20 protein-coding genes and 1 pseudogene are annotated in these 19,655 nt (G+C 59.0%); 1 reads left to right on the top strand and 20 read right to left on the bottom strand.

The annotated features are described in order from the left end of the window. Positions 1–53: 53 nt before the first annotated feature. From IMCC21224_RS15760 to IMCC21224_RS15700, 13 genes are all read right to left on the bottom strand, one after another. A complete protein-coding gene (locus tag IMCC21224_RS15760) occupies positions 54–551 on the bottom strand; it encodes a prepilin peptidase (RefSeq protein WP_047996148.1) in 498 nt (165 codons plus the stop codon). A gap of 15 nt (positions 552–566) precedes the next feature. Next, on the bottom strand, positions 567–1,418 hold the full coding sequence (locus IMCC21224_RS15755; RefSeq protein WP_047996147.1) for a lipopolysaccharide assembly protein LapB: 852 nt from the start codon (positions 1,416–1,418) through the stop codon (positions 567–569). Between the two features lie 29 nt (positions 1,419–1,447). Next, the gene (locus IMCC21224_RS15750) at positions 1,448–2,008 is read right to left on the bottom strand and encodes a tetratricopeptide repeat protein (protein ID WP_047996146.1); all 561 of its coding nucleotides are present in this window, start codon (positions 2,006–2,008) and stop codon (positions 1,448–1,450) included. 4 nt (positions 2,009–2,012) lie between these two features. Further along, on the bottom strand, positions 2,013–2,993 hold the full coding sequence (locus IMCC21224_RS15745) for a type II secretion system F family protein (RefSeq protein ID WP_047996145.1): 981 nt from the start codon (positions 2,991–2,993) through the stop codon (positions 2,013–2,015). Between the two features lie 9 nt (positions 2,994–3,002). After that, on the bottom strand, positions 3,003–3,968 hold the full coding sequence (locus IMCC21224_RS15740; RefSeq protein WP_047996144.1) for a type II secretion system F family protein: 966 nt from the start codon (positions 3,966–3,968) through the stop codon (positions 3,003–3,005). A gap of 5 nt (positions 3,969–3,973) precedes the next feature. Beyond that, a complete protein-coding gene (locus tag IMCC21224_RS15735) occupies positions 3,974–5,401 on the bottom strand; it encodes a CpaF family protein (RefSeq protein WP_047996143.1) in 1,428 nt (475 codons plus the stop codon). A gap of 12 nt (positions 5,402–5,413) precedes the next feature. Then, positions 5,414–6,685 (bottom strand): AAA family ATPase, encoded by a 1,272-nt coding sequence (locus tag IMCC21224_RS15730; protein ID WP_047996142.1) that lies wholly within the window; start codon positions 6,683–6,685, stop codon positions 5,414–5,416. 270 nt (positions 6,686–6,955) lie between these two features. Beyond that, positions 6,956–7,621: an OmpA family protein gene (locus IMCC21224_RS15725; RefSeq protein ID WP_082135331.1), complete on the bottom strand. Its 666-nt coding sequence runs from the start codon at positions 7,619–7,621 to the stop codon at positions 6,956–6,958. Between the two features lie 23 nt (positions 7,622–7,644). Beyond that, on the bottom strand, positions 7,645–9,060 hold the full coding sequence (locus IMCC21224_RS15720) for a type II and III secretion system protein family protein (RefSeq protein ID WP_047996141.1): 1,416 nt from the start codon (positions 9,058–9,060) through the stop codon (positions 7,645–7,647). A 204-nt stretch (positions 9,061–9,264) separates the two neighbouring features. Beyond that, on the bottom strand, positions 9,265–10,122 hold the full coding sequence (gene cpaB / locus IMCC21224_RS15715) for a Flp pilus assembly protein CpaB (protein WP_047996140.1): 858 nt from the start codon (positions 10,120–10,122) through the stop codon (positions 9,265–9,267). Positions 10,123–10,395: 273 nt separating this feature from the next. Next, a complete protein-coding gene (locus IMCC21224_RS15710) occupies positions 10,396–10,575 on the bottom strand; it encodes a hypothetical protein (RefSeq protein ID WP_047996139.1) in 180 nt (59 codons plus the stop codon). 97 nt (positions 10,576–10,672) lie between these two features. Further along, a complete protein-coding gene (locus IMCC21224_RS15705) occupies positions 10,673–10,852 on the bottom strand; it encodes a Flp family type IVb pilin (protein ID WP_047996138.1) in 180 nt (59 codons plus the stop codon). Between the two features lie 118 nt (positions 10,853–10,970). Beyond that, a complete protein-coding gene (locus tag IMCC21224_RS15700; RefSeq protein ID WP_047996137.1) occupies positions 10,971–11,150 on the bottom strand; it encodes a Flp family type IVb pilin in 180 nt (59 codons plus the stop codon). A 355-nt stretch (positions 11,151–11,505) separates the two neighbouring features. Here IMCC21224_RS15700 and IMCC21224_RS15695 point away from each other — a divergent pair, with 355 nt between their 5' ends. Next, positions 11,506–12,336 (top strand): lytic transglycosylase domain-containing protein, encoded by an 831-nt coding sequence (locus IMCC21224_RS15695; protein WP_047996136.1) that lies wholly within the window; start codon positions 11,506–11,508, stop codon positions 12,334–12,336. 13 nt (positions 12,337–12,349) lie between these two features. Here the strand turns inward: IMCC21224_RS15695 and IMCC21224_RS15690 are convergent, their stop codons facing one another. The 7 genes and pseudogenes from IMCC21224_RS15690 to IMCC21224_RS15660 form a co-directional block, all read right to left on the bottom strand. Continuing rightward, entirely contained in the window at positions 12,350–13,771 is a 1,422-nt protein-coding gene (locus tag IMCC21224_RS15690) for an FAD-binding oxidoreductase (protein ID WP_047996135.1), read from the bottom strand. An 81-nt stretch (positions 13,772–13,852) separates the two neighbouring features. Then, complete coding sequence (locus IMCC21224_RS15685) at positions 13,853–14,686, bottom strand: MBL fold metallo-hydrolase (RefSeq protein WP_047996134.1); 834 nt, start codon at positions 14,684–14,686, stop codon at positions 13,853–13,855. 138 nt (positions 14,687–14,824) lie between these two features. After that, positions 14,825–15,409 (bottom strand): GNAT family N-acetyltransferase, encoded by a 585-nt coding sequence (locus tag IMCC21224_RS15680; protein ID WP_047996133.1) that lies wholly within the window; start codon positions 15,407–15,409, stop codon positions 14,825–14,827. Further along, on the bottom strand, positions 15,409–16,671 hold the full coding sequence (locus tag IMCC21224_RS15675; RefSeq protein ID WP_047996132.1) for a pitrilysin family protein: 1,263 nt from the start codon (positions 16,669–16,671) through the stop codon (positions 15,409–15,411). The genes IMCC21224_RS15680 and IMCC21224_RS15675 overlap by 1 nt, the downstream gene beginning before the upstream one ends. Then, positions 16,668–18,055, bottom strand: a pseudogene (thrC, locus tag IMCC21224_RS15670) (threonine synthase). Before thrC ends, IMCC21224_RS15675 begins: the two are co-directional and overlap by 4 nt. 13 nt (positions 18,056–18,068) lie before the next feature. Further along, positions 18,069–18,737, bottom strand: coding sequence for an SURF1 family protein (locus IMCC21224_RS15665; RefSeq protein WP_047997190.1), 669 nt, complete (start codon positions 18,735–18,737; stop codon positions 18,069–18,071). A gap of 93 nt (positions 18,738–18,830) precedes the next feature. After that, the gene (locus tag IMCC21224_RS15660; protein ID WP_047996131.1) at positions 18,831–19,631 is read right to left on the bottom strand and encodes a cytochrome c oxidase subunit 3; all 801 of its coding nucleotides are present in this window, start codon (positions 19,629–19,631) and stop codon (positions 18,831–18,833) included. Between the last annotated feature and the right edge of the window lie 24 nt (positions 19,632–19,655).

The following is a 19,655-nucleotide window of genomic DNA, read 5'->3' as shown; positions in this document are numbered from 1 at the left end:
TGGCAACACCGGGGCCAGCTCTGGACCCTTGCGGGGCAGGCGGGCATGAGTGATCAGGCGCCGAATGCCAGGCCGAGGCAGAGATAAATCGCCAGCGTCCCCCCAAGCGCCAGTCCCATCGGAAACTTGGCACCAGCGGTCCAGCTTTTCCAATTTGGTGCCAGCCGCCGCAGGGCGGCGGTGCGCCGTGCCAGACGGTGGACAACAAACGCAGCAAGCAGGGTTGCCGCAAACAGCGCCATCATAACCCGCAGATCACCCAACGCTATGAAGGGCGCGGCCGCGGCGGCGAATTTGGAATCGCCAGCCCCCATGATCCCAGCCGCATTGGCGACGATGCCCAGCAACAGGATCACGACAAGATGTGCATAGCGCCACAGATAATCCTGCAAGGGCAAGGCGATCAGGCCAAGCACGGCAAAAATCACGAACAGCGCCAGAACCGCATGGTTGCGGATCTTCATTTCGGCCATGTCCGTGTAACAGACATAGAGACAGACCGGCACCACAAATGGCACAAAGATCATCGCGGCCCAGACGCTAAGTTCCATCGGATAACCTCTTGATCAGATGCTGCTTTCCAGCGCCTGAAGGCTGCGCACTGCAGCCTCGAAATGTTGCGGATGGGTTTCGATGGCGTCGCGGAACAGGCCTTTGCCAATCTCGATATCGCCACGTTTGATCGCGGACAAGCCCAGTGTGTGAAGCAGTTCAGCCCGCTCGATCTGGGTCATCGGGATCACCGGCAGCACATAGTTTCCCTGTGCGCCACGCGCCAGAATCAAGTTGTTCTTGGCGGTGAAGAGGTTGTTGTCCTGTCGGATCGCCTGCACAAACAGGCGCTCGGCCTCAGGATAATCGCCGCGCGTCAGTTTGGAATAGCCCCAGTTGTTGAGTACCGATGCTGGCTGTGTTGTCAGACCAACGGCCGTCTCATAAAAACTGTCGGCCTTTTTCCAATCCTTCTTGGAATCCGCCACCATCGCTTCGAGCCGGTAGCGTTTGAAGGTCTCATGCGTCGGTGGGATCGCGTTCAGTACCGCTTCGGCGCGGGGCCATTCGTTGGACCGGATCAGCGCATCCGCCAACTCCACCCGGTCTGCATCGGTGGCGTCGGCATGCTCGGTCACCTTGGCCCAGGCGAGCGCGCCTTCGGTTGTGCGCTTGGCCCGGATCAACGAGAGGGCGATGCCGCGCTGCAGGTCGATACGGTCTGGATCTTCGGCGTTGGCGCGCTGGAAATAGGTCACTGCTTCGTTCGGGTCAGCAACGGTCAGCATCACGTCGTTGAGGTTGGTTTCATCCACCACATTGACGTTTTTCATTGCTTTCGCGGCTTCGGCACCGCCGGATTTGTCGCAGGCGGACAGCGCGGCAACCCCCGCCACGCAGAGGGAAACAAGGATGGGGTGGCGCATGTTTGCGTCCTTTTACTGCTCGGGCCTCATCACGATGTCGGGCTGATCAGGAAAGTTCCCCTGCCGCGCCGCACCAATTTATATTCTTGTTCTTGGTCAACATCATAAAGTGAATTATCCAATTTTGCGAGAGCCAAGCGCAAATTGTCACGGATTGAGTCACTTTGGCCATCATCCAGCGCGTAAGCCTTGCGGAAAATTTCCGAAGCCTCGGCTGTTTCGCCTTTTTCAATCAGCACCACACCAAGATTGTTCCAGGCCTCGGGCCATTCCGGATCCTCCTTGACCGCGCGGCGCAGCAGCTTTTCCGACTGACCTAGACGACCAAGGGCGAGATTGGCACTGCCCAGTGCGCTCAGCAATTCCGCTGTCAGGCCATGTTCTCCAGCGGCGCGGGTAAACGCGTCAAGCGCAAGCTCGAACTCCCCGGCCTCCATCAATCTGTGGCCAACCACCAGCCCGTCCACGGCCTCTGCCCTCGGATCAATGGCGGGGGCATATGTTGGCGCCTTTGACGCGGAAAAGCCGCCCGAAGAACAGGCGGCCAATCCGATTACAGCGATTACGCTTCCCAACAGGGTCAGGCGCATTTGGTTACTTTCCGATATTGCCCATCTCGGTGATCCCCACCGCTGACGGACCCACGAGGATGATCAGCAGCGGCGGTACCGTCAGCATCATAGTGGTCAAAGTCATCTTTGTCGGCAACTTGTTTGCCTTTTCTTCGGCACGCATGACACGTTTGTCACGCATTTCGTCGGCATAAACCCGAAGCGCGTCGGAAATCGAGGTACCAAAGGTCTGGCTCTGGCTCAGAACGGTCACAAACGATGACACATCCTGCACGCCGCAACGCTCTGACATGTCGCCCAGAACCAGTCCCTTGTCCTTGCCGGCCTTCATCTCGTGGCTGACGATCTGGAATTCATCGGCAAGGCTGGGGTAAGATGCCTTCAGCTCTCCACCGACCCGGACAATCGCCTGGTCCATCGACTGGCCAGCCTCGACGCAGACCAGCATCATGTCCAGCGCGTCAGGAAAACCGGATTCGATCTCTTCTTTGCGGGCCTCGACCCGGCGGGTGATCCAGTATTTCGGGAACATATAGCCCGCAGCGCCCGGCCCGAGGCAGTACATCAGCGTCTGCTGCGTTGTCGCCTGATCCTTGCCGATGAACAGCAGGAAATAGCTGACCCCGGCGACCAGCGCGCCAATCCCCAATGCGAATTGCGCAAAATAGAAAAACCGCACTGCGTCTTTGGTCCGATAGCCGGCCTGAAGCAGCCGCATTTTGACTGCCGAATATTCCTGTTTGTCCTGCGGTTCGAGGAATTGCGCGTATTTGTTCAGTTTTTCGTTGCGTCTGGTGTCACGCAAAACCGCCTTGGTCTCGGCATCCAGGCGTTCGCGGCCGGTGCTCTGCTTGAGCTTGTCCAGCGGATCTGGCTTTTGCGTCATCAAAAGCGGAATCGCACCGAGGATCAGCAACAGCGCGAGCCCGCCGACAACGATCAGGGGGCCAGCCGGGCCGAGCACGTCGATGATGATCGCGTTTATTGTGTTCAAAGTTTCCATGGAGCGACCTTAGACCTTGATGTTGACCAGAACCCGCATCACGAGAAGGTTCGCGACAAGAAAAATACCGACGATAAAGCAGGCGGGGATGAACCAGGGGTGGTCCAGAACGTCGTCATAGTAATGCGGATCGGTGACCTGGATGACGATCAGCGCGCCGACCGGAAAGCCTGACAGGAACTTGCCCGACCATTGCGCTTCGGCGGTGATTGCCTTGACCCGGCGAAACAGACGGAAACGGGCGCGGATCACCTTGGCCAATCCTTCGAGGATCTCGGCCAGGTTACCGCCTGATTGCTGCTGAATCGCCACGGCGACCGCAAGAAAGCGTAGATCCTGCATGTCCAGGCGTTCGGCCATATGTTTCAGCGCTTCGCCGATATCGCGGCCATAGGTGCTTTCGTCCGCGATGACGCCAAATTCGGTTGCCAGCGGATCCTTGAGCTCTTTGGACACGATTGAGATCGCGGATGAGAACGGATGCCCGACGCGCAGGCTGCGCACCATCAATTCCACAGCGTCTGGCAATTGCTCTTCGATCATCGCCAGCCGTTTCTTGGCTTTGCCGTTGACCCACATATAGATGCCGCCCACGCCCATCACGACTGACATCACCGCCCGCACAGGCAGCGTTGCCTCGGTGCCGATGGTCAGGCCCAGAAACGCAAGGACGCCGCCGGCAACCATCATCATGATGAGTTGTTTGGGCGTGAATGCGATCGCCGCCTTTTGCGCCCGGTCCGCCAGCAGTGAATAGAGCGGAATCGACCGCGATTTCATATGCTGGTCCATCTCCTTGCGGAGTGTGGCCAGCACGGCCTCGCGGTGGCTGCCCTTTTCGAGCATCTGAAGACGGCGGTTGACCTTGCTGTTCAGGCTGATCGACTTGCCAAAGACGACCAGATAGATGCCGTTGACCATCCCCAAAACGCCAAGGAAAATAAGCCCGTAGATAATTGGTTCTGCGGTCAACATGGCTGTTATCCCTTGCCCATCGGCTCGTAGATCGAGGCCGGGATGTCATATCCCCACATCTTGAACCGTTCCGAAAAGTGGCTCCTCACGCCGGTGGCGGTGAAATGGCCGATGATCTTGTTCTCGGGCGTCAGCCCGACACGCTGGTAGCGGAAAATCTCTTGCATCGAGATGACGTCGCCCTCCATCCCGGTGATTTCGGTGATCGAGGTCATGCGACGAGAGCCATCCTGAAGGCGGCTGGCCTGCACGATCAGGTTCACAGCCGACGAAATCTGCGAGCGCATCGCCTTGAGCGGCATTTCAATCCCGGCCATAGCGATCATGTTTTCCAGACGCGAAACACCGTCGCGCGCCGAGTTGGCGTGGATTGTGGTCATTGATCCGTCGTGGCCCGTGTTCATCGCTTGAAGCATGTCGATGACTTCCTCACCGCGCGTTTCGCCGACGATGATCCGGTCGGGACGCATCCGCAGGGCGTTTTTGAGACAGTCGCGGGGCGTTACCGCGCCCTTGCCTTCGACGTTCGCGGGGCGGCTTTCCATCCGGCCGACATGGGACTGTTGCAGTTGAAGTTCGGCGGTATCCTCGATCGTCAGAATGCGTTCGCTGTCGTCGATAAACGACGAAAGTGCGTTCAGCGTTGTCGTCTTACCCGAACCCGTACCACCCGAAACGATGATATTCAGACGGCAGGCAACGGCAGCCTGAAGATAGACCGCCATTTCTTCGGTGAAGGCGCCGAATTTGACCAGATCGTCAATGCCGAGCTTGTCTTTCTTGAACTTACGAATCGATACCAGCGACCCATCCACCGCAATCGGCGGTACCATGGCGTTGAAACGCGATCCGTCCTGAAGACGGGCGTCCACATAGGGGTTGCTTTCATCGACGCGGCGACCGACGGCGGACACGATCTTGTCGATGATCCGCATCAGGTGCTTTTCGTCTTTGAATACAACGTCCGATATCGTCAGCTTACCATTGCGTTCGATAAAGATCTGGTGCGGGCCGTTGACCAGAATATCCGATACCGTATCGTCTTGAAGCAGAGTTTCGAGCGGGCCCAAGCCCTTGACCTCGTCATACAGCTCTTGATTCAGGGTTTTGCGTTCATCGCGGTTCAGCACCAGACCTTTTTCCTGAAGGGTCTCGGTGGCGATGGAATTGATTTCGTCGCGCAGATCCTGCTCGGTTGCCTGATCAAGGGCGGCGAGGTTCAGGTTGTCGAGCAACGCGCGGTGCAGTTCCAGCTTGATATCGCCCAGCCGCTCCTTGCGCTTCTTGTCCTTGTCCTGTGCGGGAACTTCGGCCGAGCGTTTGGGCATTGGCTTGCGCATGGAAATGGCGCTGGCCTCGACCGATTCCAGCGTGGTGGTCGGAGCGTGTACTGGGGCCGGGGTCGACTCGGTCTTTTTATAGCGCGAAAACATGGCTCAGCTCCTTCAGGCGGCTTCGACGTCGGACAGGCCGATCTGATGCAGGGATTGCGCCAGTTTGGCGATTTCTTTGCGCAGCGGGTTTTTGGCCGCCTGGCTGGCCAACGGCAGGCCATGATCACAGGCCTGCGTCACGACGCGGCCTCCATCCGGGAATTGCAGATCAATCGATATGCCCAGACTTTCGGCCATACGCTTAACCCGGCTCTTGCCTTGCAGGTCGGTGAACTTGGGCGCGCGATTGAGGATAAATCGCAGCTTTTCGAATGGCAGATCTTCGGATTGCAGCGCCCGTTTAATTCGCACCACGTTCTGCGCCGACCGCATATCAAGCTCGATCATCGCGAAATAGACTTGCGCCAGGTTCAGAACGGTGTCTGACCATTGCACAAAGGATGGCGGCATATCCACGACCACATAATCGAAATGCTCGCGGGCGACGTTGATCAGCTTGCGCACATCATCCGGCCCCAGCATATCGAGCGGCAGCACATCCGCAGGCGAGGTCAATACCTGAAGCTTTTCGTCAAAGGTCACTAGAGCCTGGCCAAAGCTGTCGCCGTCCATCGAGTCGATATCCGACAGCAGTTCGAGCACCGCATCACGGCGTGGGAGGTCCAGATACGTTGAAACCGAACCGAATTGCAGTCCCAGATCCAGCAGGCAGACCCGCGGCGGATTATCCGTTTTGATCGAGGCCAGTTCCCAGGCCATGTTGACGGCCATGGTGGTCGCGCCCGTACCGCCAGCAAGCCCCTGCACAGCGATAAGGACGCCGTCACCACCACCGCGCAGTTTTACGCCGGTGCCAGTACTACGCGTGTTGTCTTCGGGATCGGCTTTGGCCAGCACAAGCGACTGGCTGGGCGGAGGGGTGCGCAACCGGATCACGGCGGCCTGCAATTCACCATCGGGCAGCGGGTAGGGGACAAATTCGTCGGCACCCGAGCGCAGGAGTTGATGTAGCGATGCAGGGGTCACATCCTCGGCGATCAGAATGACCTTTACGCTGCGCGCTTTGGCGGCCTGGATGACTTGGATCAGCTGACTCAGATCGCCTTCGTCCATTTCGTCGATCGCCATGGCAATAAACTCAAGGGTTTGGGCATCATGCTGGCCTAGAAATGCCAATGCTTCGTCAAACCCGAGATCGCCCCAGTTTTCGCCCAGAACGGTTTCCATATCTTCAATCAAAAGGTCGAAATTCTGTACTTCACGACTGACTGTGCATGCCACAATCGTGCCTGCTTCTGCCGCTGTCGATTCTGAACTCGTCATATGCCTCGCGTCCTTTTCATTGGGGCCACGGACAGAAGGAGGTACGAATTCTTGCGACCCCCACCGTCAATGCCCGAAACCGATACGGCGACTCAGATCGCGTACACCGGCTCTTACAAGGGCAATTTGGCGGGAAAAGGAGGCAACATTAGGGCCGAAACATCGTAATTGTACGGTAATTATGGATGATCGCATTCTAGCGATGGTGCCGAATTTGCGGGACCATCTGGTCCCGCAGGATGGCATAGGCCCCGTCAGACGTGGGGGCGATTATTCAGACGCCGCGCCACCGCCCGAGCCATCCACGCCGGTCAGACCCGAGATCGCCTCGGCACTGCGAACATAGTCGCGATAGACGATCTGAGCATATTTTCCGTCCATCACCGAAGGATGGCCAGAGACAAAGCCTGACACTTCGGTCACGGTGCGCCGATTGCGGCGTTCCTGGCCCTGGGTCACGATCAACGGCTGGGTTTCACCATAAGAGACAACCGCCTCGAGTCGTGAGGTGCTGATACCTTGCGTTGAAAGGTATTGGACCACAGCGCGGGCGCGGCGCAGTCCTAGGCTCTTGTTATAGCCGTTTGAACCCACGGCATCAGTGTGACCATAGACCCGGAAACGCACTTCGGGGAATTGCCGGATCCAATGCGCCTGTTCGCGCAGTGTGTCACGGGCCCCGGAATCCAGATCGGCGCTGTTGAAGGCAAAGTTGACCGTCGACAGCACCTCGTTGGCAAAGCGCTGCGACAGGTCGTAGGTATATTGCTTGTCACCCGACATGATCATCGAGTTGTTCATTGTGGCGTTGCCAAAGTTGCCCGTATCGACAAGCGATCCGGCTTCGCTGTAAAAAGCTGTATACACCGGATCGTTCCCGACGCTGGAGCAGCCTGCAAGGGCCGTCATGCATCCCAAAATTACTGCACACCGCATGTCTTTTAGCCCCCGCATCGTCATCAATCCATCACGTAGCCATAGGACCCGTTGAAATCCTGTTTGGCAACCTCTCCCGCGGCACCGCGTGTCGGGCGTGTGTCGTTCGCCACCCGGCCAAACAGAAAGAGATCCTTTTCCGACGGCGGCTTGATCCGGTCTGTCGGAAGGGCCAGTGCCTCGCCACGTGTGGGCGTCACAAGATGCGGCGTGACGATTATGACAAGTTCCGACTGTTCGCGCTGGTAATCTGCACTGCGGAACAGCGCGCCAAGCACAGGGATATCCCCCAGCCACGGCACTTGTCCGTTAAGGTCGGTGAAATCGTCCTGCAACAGCCCGGCCACAGCAAAGCTTTCGCCGTCTCTTAACTCGACTGTCGTCGAAGTTTCGCGCCGTTTGAAGCCGTTGACCCGGAGCGATTCCAGATTGATACCGTTGCTGGCGTCGATTGACGACACCGCAGCGGTCAATTCTAGGTTGATCAGGTCGCCGTCGACAACGCGCGGAATAAAATTCAATTCAACACCGAAAGGTTTGAATTCGATGGTGATTTGCCCACCTTCCTGTGAGACTGGCACAGGATATTCGCCACCGGCCAGGAATTTAGCCTCTTGCCCGGAAAGGGCGGTGAGGTTTGGTTCAGCCAGGGTACGAACCACGCCCTTGGACTCGAGCGCCTCAAGCAGAATGCCAACTTCAAGTCCGCCGGAATTGAACCCAAACAAAACCGCGCCTTCGGTGCCGGCCGTCGTAGCGACTGGACTGCCCAAGCCGTTGTCCCCGTCAAGCCATGTGCCCGTTTCGCTCGCCACGCCCAGATCGCCGCCCAACAGTGAACCACCCAGCGATACGGATGACCGTAGCGCCTTGGAGACCGATCGTTGCATTTCGGCGAACCGAACCTTGAGCATAACCTGCTGCACGCCGCCGACGCTCATCAGGTTGGACACCCGTTCGGGTGCATAGCGTTCGGCCAGATCCAGGGCGCGCTGCAATTTCTGCGCTGAACTGATCGTGCCTGACAGGACAATCCCGTCATTCGCGGTCCGCACCTCGATGCGTTCCTGTGGAAGGATCTGACGTAGGCGCTCTTTGAACTCAGTGACGTCCGGCGCGACCTTGACATCCACATTGGTGATCAGCTGGCCGTTGGCGTCAAGGATCGTCAGCGTCGTTGTGCCGGGCGCTTTGCCCAGAACATAGATCGTGCGATCCGATAGCGAGGAGATGTCCGCAATCGCCGGGTTGGCGATACTGAGTTCTGCAAAGGGCGTTTCGCTTTCCACAACCACAGCGCGGTTCATCGGCACACTTAGCGATGATTCCGTCCCTGATTGCACCACGCGCAATGTCTCTGCCTGTGCCGTGTGCACCGCCGGGGCGACGCTAAGGGTCAGCCCGAGTAGGGCTGCCTTGATAAACGTGTCATATTTCATGTGACCTGCCTTTCCGATCACGCCTCTTTCGCAGATCTTTACGTCTGCATTTCCACGGACTGTGCGGCAGTTTCGGATTTATTGCAAGAATCAATGGGTTCGCTGGCCGCTCTTATGTGGATAAGTGGCAACAGAGTCGTTTTTGCCGACTCATGGCAAGGCGCGCCGAATTGGCACGCCTTAAGGTAACATATTGATAATGAGTTAGTTTGTGCAGGGAATTGGGATTTCGACCATTTCGGCACCGCGGCGTGTGCGGATGGTGCAGACCTCCAATGCTTTGACTTCTGCCTTCTGTTCACGGCGCGTGATGCCCAATAGTGACCGTTGATCGACTTCGGTGGCCTCGGCCACGGTGTCGTCCAGGGCGTTCATCAGAGACAGCGACAGTCGGCCCGAGGATTGTGCCTGTGCCAGTGCGGCGACTTGCTGCGGCTGAGCGGCAACGGTCACAGTTCGGGCGATGGTCGCGTCATTGCCATCCGGGTTCGAGGATTGGTCGATCGCGATCAGTTGCACACCGGTCTGGATCAGCTTTGTCACGTCGCCCTGCGGCAGGTTTGGATCATTGCCGGGAATACGGCCGGTCCAATAGACGTCCACGCGGTCGCCCGGACGCAGAAAGCCGGATACGCCGCTTGCCACGTCTACCTTGATGGTAAAGGCGCGCTGGCCGCGTTCCAACCGCGAGGTCAGACCTGCGTCGCCGCCGGGCTCGCTAACCTTGAGGCCCATGATCGGTTCGTTGGTTTCGATTTGACGGACCGCCACGCGCAGTTGACCGTCAGCATCGGTCAGCGGGTTCGCCTCATCAAAGAAGACTTCCGGCAGCAGCTCTTTGGGGTAGGGGGCTAGTCGCACATCATCTGTCAGGATCTGTTCGCCATATGCGATCATTCGCGTCGCCACGTAAATCGACTGCGTCGGTACGACTTCGACCGCTCGGGCGCGCTCTTGTTCCAGGGCGTTCTGATATTTCCCGATATAGTCTTTGGCCATGAAGACCGCGAAGCCGGCCAACGCCATGCCGGCAAGCAACACCAGTCCAAATACCAATCGCATTGTCTCTCCTTTACGCGCTTATCGCGTTTTGTCTTAGTTCCCGCAGGTTCCAGTGATGGAAACCCGACGCTATTCTCTCTTGATGCCCGGTGATTGTGTCCAAATCTGGTCCAATCCTTGGTTGTTGTTGGACTCTATGGGCTATTACGTAACGTCAGTTTGTGAGGGAGGCGGGCCAAGGGAATGTGGCCGGAGAAACAGGGGCCCAAAACGAACCAAAGGCCGGGCCCGTTCTGGGCTCAGCCTTTGACCATAGCGAATGTGATCCGGTGACTAAAAGTCGTCCTGGGCAAGCACCGCGCCGCCGGCCGAATCCATTAGTGCAAATGACGCGTCTTCGACCGTGAAAAACGCGACGGCTGACATGCCGACCACAGCCGCCGTGATGACGATCCAGTCGACGCTGACAGCGCCATCTTCGCTTTGGCCAAACCTGCTCAGAAATTCTAGCATCCTCAAACCCTCCTGATTGTATGTTCTGGGCCTTCCAGAGTCGGGCGCCATTGGGATCGGCGCCCGACTGAAGAGAAATGCTCAGACGAGCGTCTTCTTAGAAGTCATCCTGGGCAAGAACGGCACCGCCGGCGGAGGTGATCAGGATGGTCGCGTTGTCTTCGATCACAGTGTAGGCGGCAATGGCAAGGCCGACGACAGCTGCGGTCAGAACGACCCAGTCAACTGTTACGGCGCCGTCTTCGTCGTTGCGGAAGTTTTTGATGAAGTTGATCATGGTAGTCTCCAAATATGCCCAAAACGGGCGAGGGGTGTTGTGGAATTTAGACCGTGGCCGGGCTACTTATTGAACTATGCCCGGGTCGCCAAATCACTGCGGTTGCCCGCAGCGTGATTTAGAAATCGTCTTGTGCAAGCACGGCGCCGCCGGCCGAGGTGATCAGGATGGTCGCGTTGTCTTCGATGGTCGTATAGGCGGCAATGGCAAGGCCGACGACAGCTGCGGTCAGGACGACCCAGTCAACTGTTACGGCGCCGTCTTCGTCGTTGCGGAAGTTTTTGATGAAGTTGATCATGGTGTTTCTCCGGGTAAGTAGTTTTGTTTGCTCTTTGCTTTCACCGCTTCGAACATTGTTGGGCGTCTCTCTCACGACCCTGTCCGTTGCGGTATGAGGAGTTTTTGCCTGTGGATTGGGGCAGCAATTTGGCCGGATTCGCACCTTGTTGCGGTGAAACCGAGAATTTGAAATTTATGAGTTAACTTATTGATTTTTATAATAAATAAAGTAATTATCTTTTTATATCTGCGAAATTGCACGAAATAGAATGGGATTTGAGGCACAGTCCAGACACAAATTGGCAACGATCTTGGTGAAAACTGTGAATTGTGTCACACTTCCAGGAAAAGCAGTCGAGGCAGGACAAAGCAGAATGAACATCAACCGCGTTGTTGCGGCCTTTTTGGCTGTATTCTTGGCGATTTCCGGACCTGTGACAGCCGAAGCGCCCGCACCGTTTCCCGAATTTTCTGCCAAACGGGTAAAGGTTCCAAAGCCCGGCACCAAAAAACGGATCACCGTGCAGATCGCGCCACAGCCTGATTTGCCGCGTCCGGCAGCATTGCCCGCAACACCAGCGGCGCCATCATCGGGGCGCGCAGGTGGTCCGGGTCGCTATGGCTGGTTCTGGGATGTGGTCTCGCCCGATCTTGGGGCGACGGGGCCGGGACGGTTGGAACCGGCATTGGTCAAGCTGCGTACGCCGCCAACGGGCAGGGGGGTCGCTGCACCTCGTTTGCAGGCGCTTCAGGATATCGCCGGTCGGCATGGCAAGGACATCCTGACATCCACCATTGGTACGCGCGTGTCGCCTGCGCTGGTGCTGGCGGTGATGTCGGTGGAATCGGGCGGGCGGGCCGATGCGGTCAGCAAGGCGGGCGCGCAGGGATTGATGCAGTTGATGCCAGCCACAGCCGAGCGTTTTGGCGTCAGCAACAGCCTTGATCCGGTGCAGAACATAGGCGGCGGGGTTCGGTTCCTCGATTTTCTGATGCAGAAGTTCGACGGCGATCCAATCCTTGTGTTGGCCGGGTATAACGCGGGTGAAAACTCGATCGGGCAGAACAATGGTGTTCCGCCCTATGCCGAGACCCGTGATTATGTGCCCAAGGTTCTGTCGGCCTTTGATACCGCCAAGGGGCTGTGCCTGACGCAGCCGCAATTGATTTCGGACGGCTGCGTGTTCCGGATTTCGCAGAATTAATCGGGCTTGAGTCTCAGACTGCCGGTAAAACCGCGCCGGGATTCATGATCCCGGCAGGATCTAGCGCTGCCTTGATCGCGCGCATGGCGGTGAGTTTTGCCGGATCGCCGTACCGTTGCAGATCGTCAATCTTGAGTCGCCCGATGCCGTGTTCGGCGCTCACCGACCCGCCCATGTCGTGGACCAGATCATGCAGGGCGTGTTTGACCCCGTCGCGCTGGTCATCGTAGTCGCCTTTGCTGCGCCCGGGGGTCGGGAAAATATTGTAGTGCAGGTTGCCGTCCCCCAGATGTCCAAAACAGTTGATCCTGAAATCACCCAGCGGAGCAATCAATGCCGGCGCGCGAGTGATGAAATCCGCGATAGCCCCTAGCGGAAGCGAGATGTCGTGGCTCGCAATCGCGCCGATGCGGCGGTTGGCCTCGGGGATTTGTTCGCGCACCGCCCAAAAGGCCTGGGCCTGCGTCGTGCTTTGGGCGATCACGCCGTCATTGACCAACCCCTGATCCAGCGCTTCGGCAAACAGCGTCTCTAGCGCCTCGGCCGGGTCGATGGCCTGTGGCAGGCCAACTTCGATCAGGACCATCCATTCGGGCGGGCTGGCAAAGGGTTGGCGAATGTCCGGTAACATCTCAGCCAGAAAGTCGAGACCGGCGCGGTTCATGATCTCAAACGCCGAGAGTGCTTCGCCGATATGCCCCCGAGCGAGCGACAGCAGTTTCAGCGCTGCGGCGGGGCTTTCGACCACCATCACGGCGGTCCCCGTGGCGGCAGGGATCGACGCAAGTTTGAGGCTGGCCGCCGTGATCACCCCCAATGTCCCTTCGGCGCCGATCAGCAGATGCCGCAGGTCGTATCCGGTGTTGTCCTTGCGCAGGCGTTTGAGCCCGTGCCAGATCTGCCCGTCCGGCAGCACGGCTTCGAGTCCCAGAACCAGATCGCGAGCGTTGCCATAGCGCAGCACGTTGACGCCGCCCGCGTTGGTGGACAGCAGACCGCCAATCCGCGCGGACCCTTCCGAGGCGAGCGACAAGGGAAACAGGCGGTCCTGATCCCGTGCCGCTGCCTGTACATCGGCGAGGACGACACCGGCCTCGGCGACCAAGGCATTTTCATCCGGGTGAACCGAACGGATATTGTTCATTTTTTCCAGTGACAGGATCAGCGGTGCCGCCATGCCAGCAGGTGCAATCTGACCGCCGACAAGCCCGGTGCCGCCGCCATATGGCACCACGCCGACCCCCGCCGCTGTGCAGAGCCGCAGAATGGTTGCGACCTCATCGGCGCTGTGTGGCAGGGCGACATGTGTGGCGATGCTCCTCCAGCGGGCGCGTGGTTCTTCGAGATAGCGCGGTTCGGCCCGGCGCAGGCGGCCGTCGGGCAACGCAGCAGTGATTGTGGCGAGGAATGTGTCATCGGCGGGGTTCAGCGGCATCTGGGTCTCCTGCTTTTCCAAGCGCCACTTAGCCCGTTGCGGCGGGGAACCAAAAGCCCCATTTTCCGATGCGGGCGCGCACTATTCGCGATCGCGCAACCATGCGGGGCGCAGCACCACCACAGTGGGTCGTGACGGCAGATCACGCAAAGACACCTCAAGCGAATTGCTGTCGCGTCGATCAATGGCAAAGACGTCGCTGACTCCGGTCAGGAAATAGTCCAATGCGTTGCCCGAAAACCAATGCATCGGGATAACGATGCTGGAGCGCAGACGCTCAATCACCCGGATCATCGCCGCAACATCCATGGTATAGCCGCCATCCACGGGCACCATCACCACATCCAGCCGCCCCAGCGCTGCGTATTGCTGGTCGTTGGGTTCCTGATGCAGATGGCCGAGATGACCGATGCACAGGCCCTCGACCTCGAATACAAAGATCGAATTACCGTTGTCCTCGCGCCCGCCGAATTGAGACCGGATATCGGTTGAGACGTTGCGCACCAGCATTTCACCCAGATCGAGATGATGTTCGATGCCTTCGCCAAATGGACCCCAGCCGGGCAGGGCGTGGGCAATCGCCGGATCGGGATTGGCGGTCCAGTGGGTGTCATGGGCGTGATTCATCGTCACGACATCGGGGATCAGCGTCGCATTGCCGACAAACCCGGTGAAATCCGTAACTGCATTCAATCCGCCGGGCGTCTGGATCAGGAATGACGCATGGGCGATATAGCTGATCCGCACGCTGTAGTCTGGCACGGGCTCCTGCCAGCTTGCCCTGTGCAGATATTCCAGACCCGGCGCCGCGTCGGCAATGGCGATGCAATGGCTGGGGCGGCGCGTCTCTTGTGCGAAGACAGCGGCAGGGTTCAGCAAACTCAGGGTCAGCAGGCAAGCGGCGAATCGGTTCATCAGTGGCACCTCCTGACAAAACTTATCGCAGCCGGTCCTGCCGTCTGGCCACAATCGCGTGGGTCACTATGCAGGCAAAGTTGCAACACCACCGTCTCTGGGGGGATTCGACGTGTACTAAAATGGCCTCGCTTACGCTTAGCCGGCGAGGGTCCGCCCGCGCCGGTCCAGTCGCAGCGCAGCATAGAGCACATGCGTGCGCCAGCGGCCGCTGATTTGCAAATAACTCTGGGCAACGCCTTCGTATTTAAAGCCCGACCGTTCAAGCAACCCGCGTGAGGCGACGTTTTCCGGCAGGCAGGCGGCCTCGATCCGGCTCAGATCCAGCGGGGAAAAGGCGTGGTGGGTGACGGCGGCAATCGCCTCGGCCATATAGCCATGGCGGACAAAGGGCAGCCCGGTCCAATATCCCAGTGTCCCGGCCTGGGCCGGCCCACGGCGGATATTGTCCAGCGTGATCGCCCCCAGCAGCATGTCATCCTCGCGTCGGATCAGGAACAACGGCAGGGCAGTGCCTGCGGCCACCGACCGATTGGCCCAGTAGACGCGGTTGGTAAACGCCTTGCGGCTGAGGTGGTCATCGGCCCAGGTCGGTTCCCACGGCGTCAGGAACGACTCGGAATCCCGGCGCAGCGAGGTCCAGGCGTTGAAATCTGTGTGCTGGGGCGGACGCAGGGTCAGACGATCCGTCTCAATCCTCAACTTGCGCCGCAGTGCAAGCATCAGGCGACCCGACGCGCCTGCAATTCCCCCAGACCCGGCGCACCCGCTACGGGACCATACAGCGCCAACGCCGCCGGTGCCGTGCCTGCCAAATGCTCGGCAAACGCTTTGACATCGCCGGTGGTGACGGAATCGATCCGCGCCACGGTGTCTTCGACTGGTGGCACTGAGCCCCAGATCTGCACCATACGGGCCAGTCGTTCGGCGCGGCTGGACGGGCTTTCCAGCCCCATCAGCAGTCCGGCCTTCATCTGGGCGCGGGCGCGGGCCACTTCTTCGGGCGACATATCTTGCGCGGCGCGTTTCATCTCGTCGATGGTGATATGGGCCAACTCACCCAGCTCTGCACCGCTGGTCCCGGCATAGATCGTGGTCATACCTGTGTCGGCATAGGCCCCGGTTGTGGCGAAAATCGAATAGCACAGCCCGCGCTTTTCACGAACTTCCTGGAACAGGCGGCTCGACATACCGCCACCCAGCGCAATGGAATAGACCTGAGCGGTGTAGAATTGCGGATCGCGGTAGCCCGGGCTTTCAAAGGCAAGGGCAAAGTGCGCCTGCTCCAGCGCCTTTTCGTTGCGGCTTTCGCCTCCGGCAAAGCGGGCATCGTCGGCATTGTCTGCATCGCGCCGCGCCATGTCGCCAAACAGCGCTTCGGCTTGCGCCACCAATGCGTCGTGATCGACCGCGCCGGCCGCCGACAGGATCATCTGGTTGGGGCCGTAGTGCTCTTTGACAAACCGGGCCAGATCGTCGCGGCCAAAGCCGTTCACATTCGACGCTTCACCAAGAATGGTGCGGCCAATTGACTGGTCCGGATACGCCTTTTCCTGCAACCAGTCAAAAATCACGTCGTCGGGGGTGTCCAGCGCTTGGCCGATCTCTTGCAGGATCACGTGGCGTTCGGTTTCGATCTCGCGCGGGTCAAACACCGGATTGCGCAGGATATCGGCGATCACATCAAGGCCGAGGCCCACATCCGCCTCAAGCACGCGGACGTAATAGGCGGTCACCTCGCGGCTGGTATAGGCGTTGATATAGCCGCCCACATCTTCGATTGCTTCGGCGATCTGAAGCGCGGAACGGGTCTTGGTGCCTTTGAACGCCATATGTTCAAGGAAATGCGCAATCCCGTTCTGTTCAACACGCTCGTGCCGTCCGCCAGCCCCGACCCAGATCCCGATAGAGGCCGATTGCAGACCGGGCATGTGTTCGGTCACAATGCGAAAGCCGTTGGATAGTGTCGCCAGTTGTACAGTCACGAGGGGATGCGCTCCTTGATGAGGGTTTCCAGCGCCGTCAGATCGTTGGTGGCGCGGGTCACCCGTTCCGGCCTGTCATAGAGGTCCGCCATGCGTTGGGGAAGGGGGGGCGGATGCCGCTGGCTTTTTCCACGGCATCGGGGAATTTTGCCGGGTGTGCTGTGGCCAGCGTGATCATTGGAACATTCGGATCGCGCTGCAATTGGGCGACACGGACGCCGACCGCTGAATGCGGGCACAGAAGCTCGCCCATACTGGCCTGCGCGTCGTGGATGGTGGCGAGCGTCTCTTCCTCGCTGACACGGCCGCTGTCGAAATGTTCGCGCAAGGTCTGTAAGGCGCCTTGACTGACCTTGAAGCCGCCGGTTTTCAGCTCGTCCATCAACTGGCCCACGGCCCGGCCGTCGCGATTGTAGGCATCGAACAGCGCGCGTTCAAAGTTCGAACTGACCTGAATATCCATCGACGGGCTGATCGACGGCGTGACGCTGTCGGTCTGGTACGCGCCTGAGGTCAGGCACCGGTGCAGGATGTCGTTCTGGTTCGTCGCCACCACCAGCCGGTCGATGGGCAGGCCCATCTTTTTCGCGATGTAGCCGGCAAAGATGTCGCCGAAATTGCCGGTGGGCACGGTAAAGCTGACTTTGCGATCCGGAGCGCCCAGTGAAACAGCGGAGGAGAAGTAATAGACTACCTGCGCCAGTACCCGCGCCCAGTTGATGCTGTTCACACCCGCCAGCCGAACCCCGTCGCGAAAGTCGAAATCGTTGAACATATCCTTGAGCCGGGCCTGACAATCGTCGAAATGCCCGTCCATCGCGATAGCGTGCACGTTGGATTCTACCGGGGTGGTCATCTGGCGACGCTGCACTTCGGACACCCGACCATGCGGGTAAAGGATAAAGACATCAACTGCGTCCAGGCCGCGAAACGCTTCGATCGCCGCCGACCCTGTGTCGCCAGATGTTGCGCCAACGATGGTCACACGCTCGCCGCGCCGCGTCAGCGCCTCTTCGAACAGCTGGCCGATCAACTGCATGGCGAAATCTTTGAACGCCAGCGTCGGGCCGTGGAACAATTCCAGCAAGAAGTGCCCTGGTGCCAGTTGCACCAGTGGCGCGCGCGCGGCGTGACCGAACCCGGCATAGGCCTTGGCAATCAGGTCGGCAAAGACTTCGTCCGTGAAACCGTCGCCGACAAAGGGGCGCATCACCCGAAACGCGACTTCTTCATACGGCAGGCCATGCAGGGCGCGGATATCCCCGGCGGACATCACCGGCACTGATTCCGGGACATACAGGCCGCCGTCGCGCGCCAGTCCGCTCAGCATTGCCTCTTCAAAGGTCAGTTCGGGCGCCTGGCCCCGCGTCGAGATGTATTTCATGTCTCTGAACCTCTTACTCCGGTTTGCGTGCGCGCCGCAAATAGGCGGCGGTCATCACCAGCCACACCAAGGCCAGCGAGAACCATGTGATGGCGTATTGCAAGTGATCGTTGGGAATGCCGACGGTGTCCACCGGCAAGGGCGTCACGCCAAGGTCTGCGGGCGACACCTCGCGCGAGATGATCAGCAGCGGTTCGGCTCCCAGAACTTGTGCCATCTGGTCAATGTCGCGGGCAAACCAAATGTTGCCTGCTACGTCGTTGTCGGGGGTGGATGAGTTGCGATCATCCGGCCAATGCAGATTTCCGCGCACCGTTGCCGGACCGCCGCGCCGTTCAAGGCCCACATCCTCGACCGGGATAAACCCGCGATCCAGCAGGAGCGTCCGGCCTGCGGTTTCGAACGGGGAAATCACCCGGTAGCCGGGACCGATCTGTTTGACGGACACCAGGACGTGGATTTCGCCGGGTAGGATCGTCCCGGTCAGATCGACCGGCTGATAGCGGTCGACCGCAGAATCGGGGCGTGCGGGCAGAGGTGCCGCTGTACCGATGATGCGGCTTTCGATCTGGTTCAGGATGCCTTGCTTCCACTCCAGTCGCTGTAGTTGCCAGACGCCCAGGGCGACGAGAATCGCCGCGCCGATCAGGCCGAACAGCAAGGGTGTTATCATTCGCTTCAACAAGGGGGCCCCATCATGCCAAAGGCGCGCCGGGTATGGCGCGCCTTGCTTTAACGGTTTGCGCTGTTGGGATTCAACCGCGAAACACTGGAGTCAGCCACCCCAGACATAGACGGCTGCGAACAGGAACAGCCAGACGACATCAACAAAGTGCCAGTACCAGGCTGCTGCCTCGAACCCGACATGGGTGGTTTGGGTGAAATGACCTGCCATCAGGCGCATCAGGCAGACAAACAGGAAGATCGTTCCGATCACCACATGCACGCCGTGGAACCCGGTCGCCATGAAGAACGTTGCGCCATAGATGTTACCGGAAAAGCCAAAGGCCGCGTGGCCATATTCGTAGACCTGAAACACAGTGAACAGGATCCCCAGCGCGATCGATAGGATCAAGCCCCATTTCATGTCTTCGCGGTTGTTTTCATGCACCAACGCGTGGTGTGCCCATGTCGCCGCCGCGCCCGAGCACAGCAGGATCAGGGTGTTGATCAGCGGCAGGTGCCACGGGTCGAAGGTTTCGATACCGGCGGGTGGCCAGACGCCATCAATTGCCGGGCTCAGCGGGCCCATCGGGTACATGGCATGTTTGAAGAAGGTCCAGAACCAGGCGAAAAAGAACATCACCTCAGACATGATGAACAGGATAAAGCCATATTTCAGGCCAATCTGCACCACCGGCGTGTGATCTCCGACGTGGCTTTCGGTGACCACTTCTGACCACCAGCCGAACATGACGTATAGAACGGCAACCAGGCCGATCAGAAACATCCATGGGCCATGATCGTGGAACATCAACGTCGCTCCGAAGAGCATGACAAAGCCGCCAACGGCGCCCAGAAGCGGCCAGACCGAGGGACTCAGAATATGGTAGTCGTGATTTTTTGCGTGCGCCATGTAAGGTTCCCTCGTTGGAAGGCG

Origin of the sequence: Puniceibacterium sp. IMCC21224 (assembly GCF_001038505.1) — a bacterium.
Classification (GTDB): Bacteria; Pseudomonadota; Alphaproteobacteria; order Rhodobacterales; family Rhodobacteraceae; genus Puniceibacterium.
This window is presented reverse-complemented; position numbering and strand designations above follow the sequence as displayed.

Excerpts from the sequence above, each read along its gene's own strand:
- IMCC21224_RS15660 (WP_047996131.1), bottom strand. The coding sequence starts at position 19,631 with ATGGCGCACGCAAAAAATCACGACTACCATATTCTGAGTCCCTCGGTC.
- IMCC21224_RS15725 (WP_082135331.1), bottom strand. The coding sequence starts at position 7,621 with ATGCGGTGTGCAGTAATTTTGGGATGCATGACGGCCCTTGCAGGCTGC.
- IMCC21224_RS15745 (WP_047996145.1), bottom strand. The coding sequence starts at position 2,993 with ATGGAAACTTTGAACACAATAAACGCGATCATCATCGACGTGCTCGGC.
- IMCC21224_RS15705 (WP_047996138.1), bottom strand. The coding sequence starts at position 10,852 with ATGATCAACTTCATCAAAAACTTCCGCAACGACGAAGACGGCGCCGTA.
- IMCC21224_RS15740 (WP_047996144.1), bottom strand. The coding sequence starts at position 3,968 with ATGTTGACCGCAGAACCAATTATCTACGGGCTTATTTTCCTTGGCGTT.
- IMCC21224_RS15755 (WP_047996147.1), bottom strand. The coding sequence starts at position 1,418 with ATGCGCCACCCCATCCTTGTTTCCCTCTGCGTGGCGGGGGTTGCCGCG.
- IMCC21224_RS15710 (WP_047996139.1), bottom strand. The coding sequence starts at position 10,575 with ATGCTAGAATTTCTGAGCAGGTTTGGCCAAAGCGAAGATGGCGCTGTC.
- IMCC21224_RS15690 (WP_047996135.1), bottom strand. The coding sequence starts at position 13,771 with ATGCCGCTGAACCCCGCCGATGACACATTCCTCGCCACAATCACTGCT.
- IMCC21224_RS15750 (WP_047996146.1), bottom strand. The coding sequence starts at position 2,008 with ATGCGCCTGACCCTGTTGGGAAGCGTAATCGCTGTAATCGGATTGGCC.
- IMCC21224_RS15695 (WP_047996136.1), top strand. The coding sequence starts at position 11,506 with ATGAACATCAACCGCGTTGTTGCGGCCTTTTTGGCTGTATTCTTGGCG.
- IMCC21224_RS15730 (WP_047996142.1), bottom strand. The coding sequence starts at position 6,685 with ATGACGAGTTCAGAATCGACAGCGGCAGAAGCAGGCACGATTGTGGCA.
- IMCC21224_RS15735 (WP_047996143.1), bottom strand. The coding sequence starts at position 5,401 with ATGTTTTCGCGCTATAAAAAGACCGAGTCGACCCCGGCCCCAGTACAC.
- cpaB (WP_047996140.1), bottom strand. The coding sequence starts at position 10,122 with ATGCGATTGGTATTTGGACTGGTGTTGCTTGCCGGCATGGCGTTGGCC.
- IMCC21224_RS15760 (WP_047996148.1), bottom strand. The coding sequence starts at position 551 with ATGGAACTTAGCGTCTGGGCCGCGATGATCTTTGTGCCATTTGTGGTG.
- IMCC21224_RS15700 (WP_047996137.1), bottom strand. The coding sequence starts at position 11,150 with ATGATCAACTTCATCAAAAACTTCCGCAACGACGAAGACGGCGCCGTA.
- IMCC21224_RS15680 (WP_047996133.1), bottom strand. The coding sequence starts at position 15,409 with ATGCTTGCACTGCGGCGCAAGTTGAGGATTGAGACGGATCGTCTGACC.
- IMCC21224_RS15685 (WP_047996134.1), bottom strand. The coding sequence starts at position 14,686 with ATGAACCGATTCGCCGCTTGCCTGCTGACCCTGAGTTTGCTGAACCCT.
- IMCC21224_RS15720 (WP_047996141.1), bottom strand. The coding sequence starts at position 9,060 with ATGAAATATGACACGTTTATCAAGGCAGCCCTACTCGGGCTGACCCTT.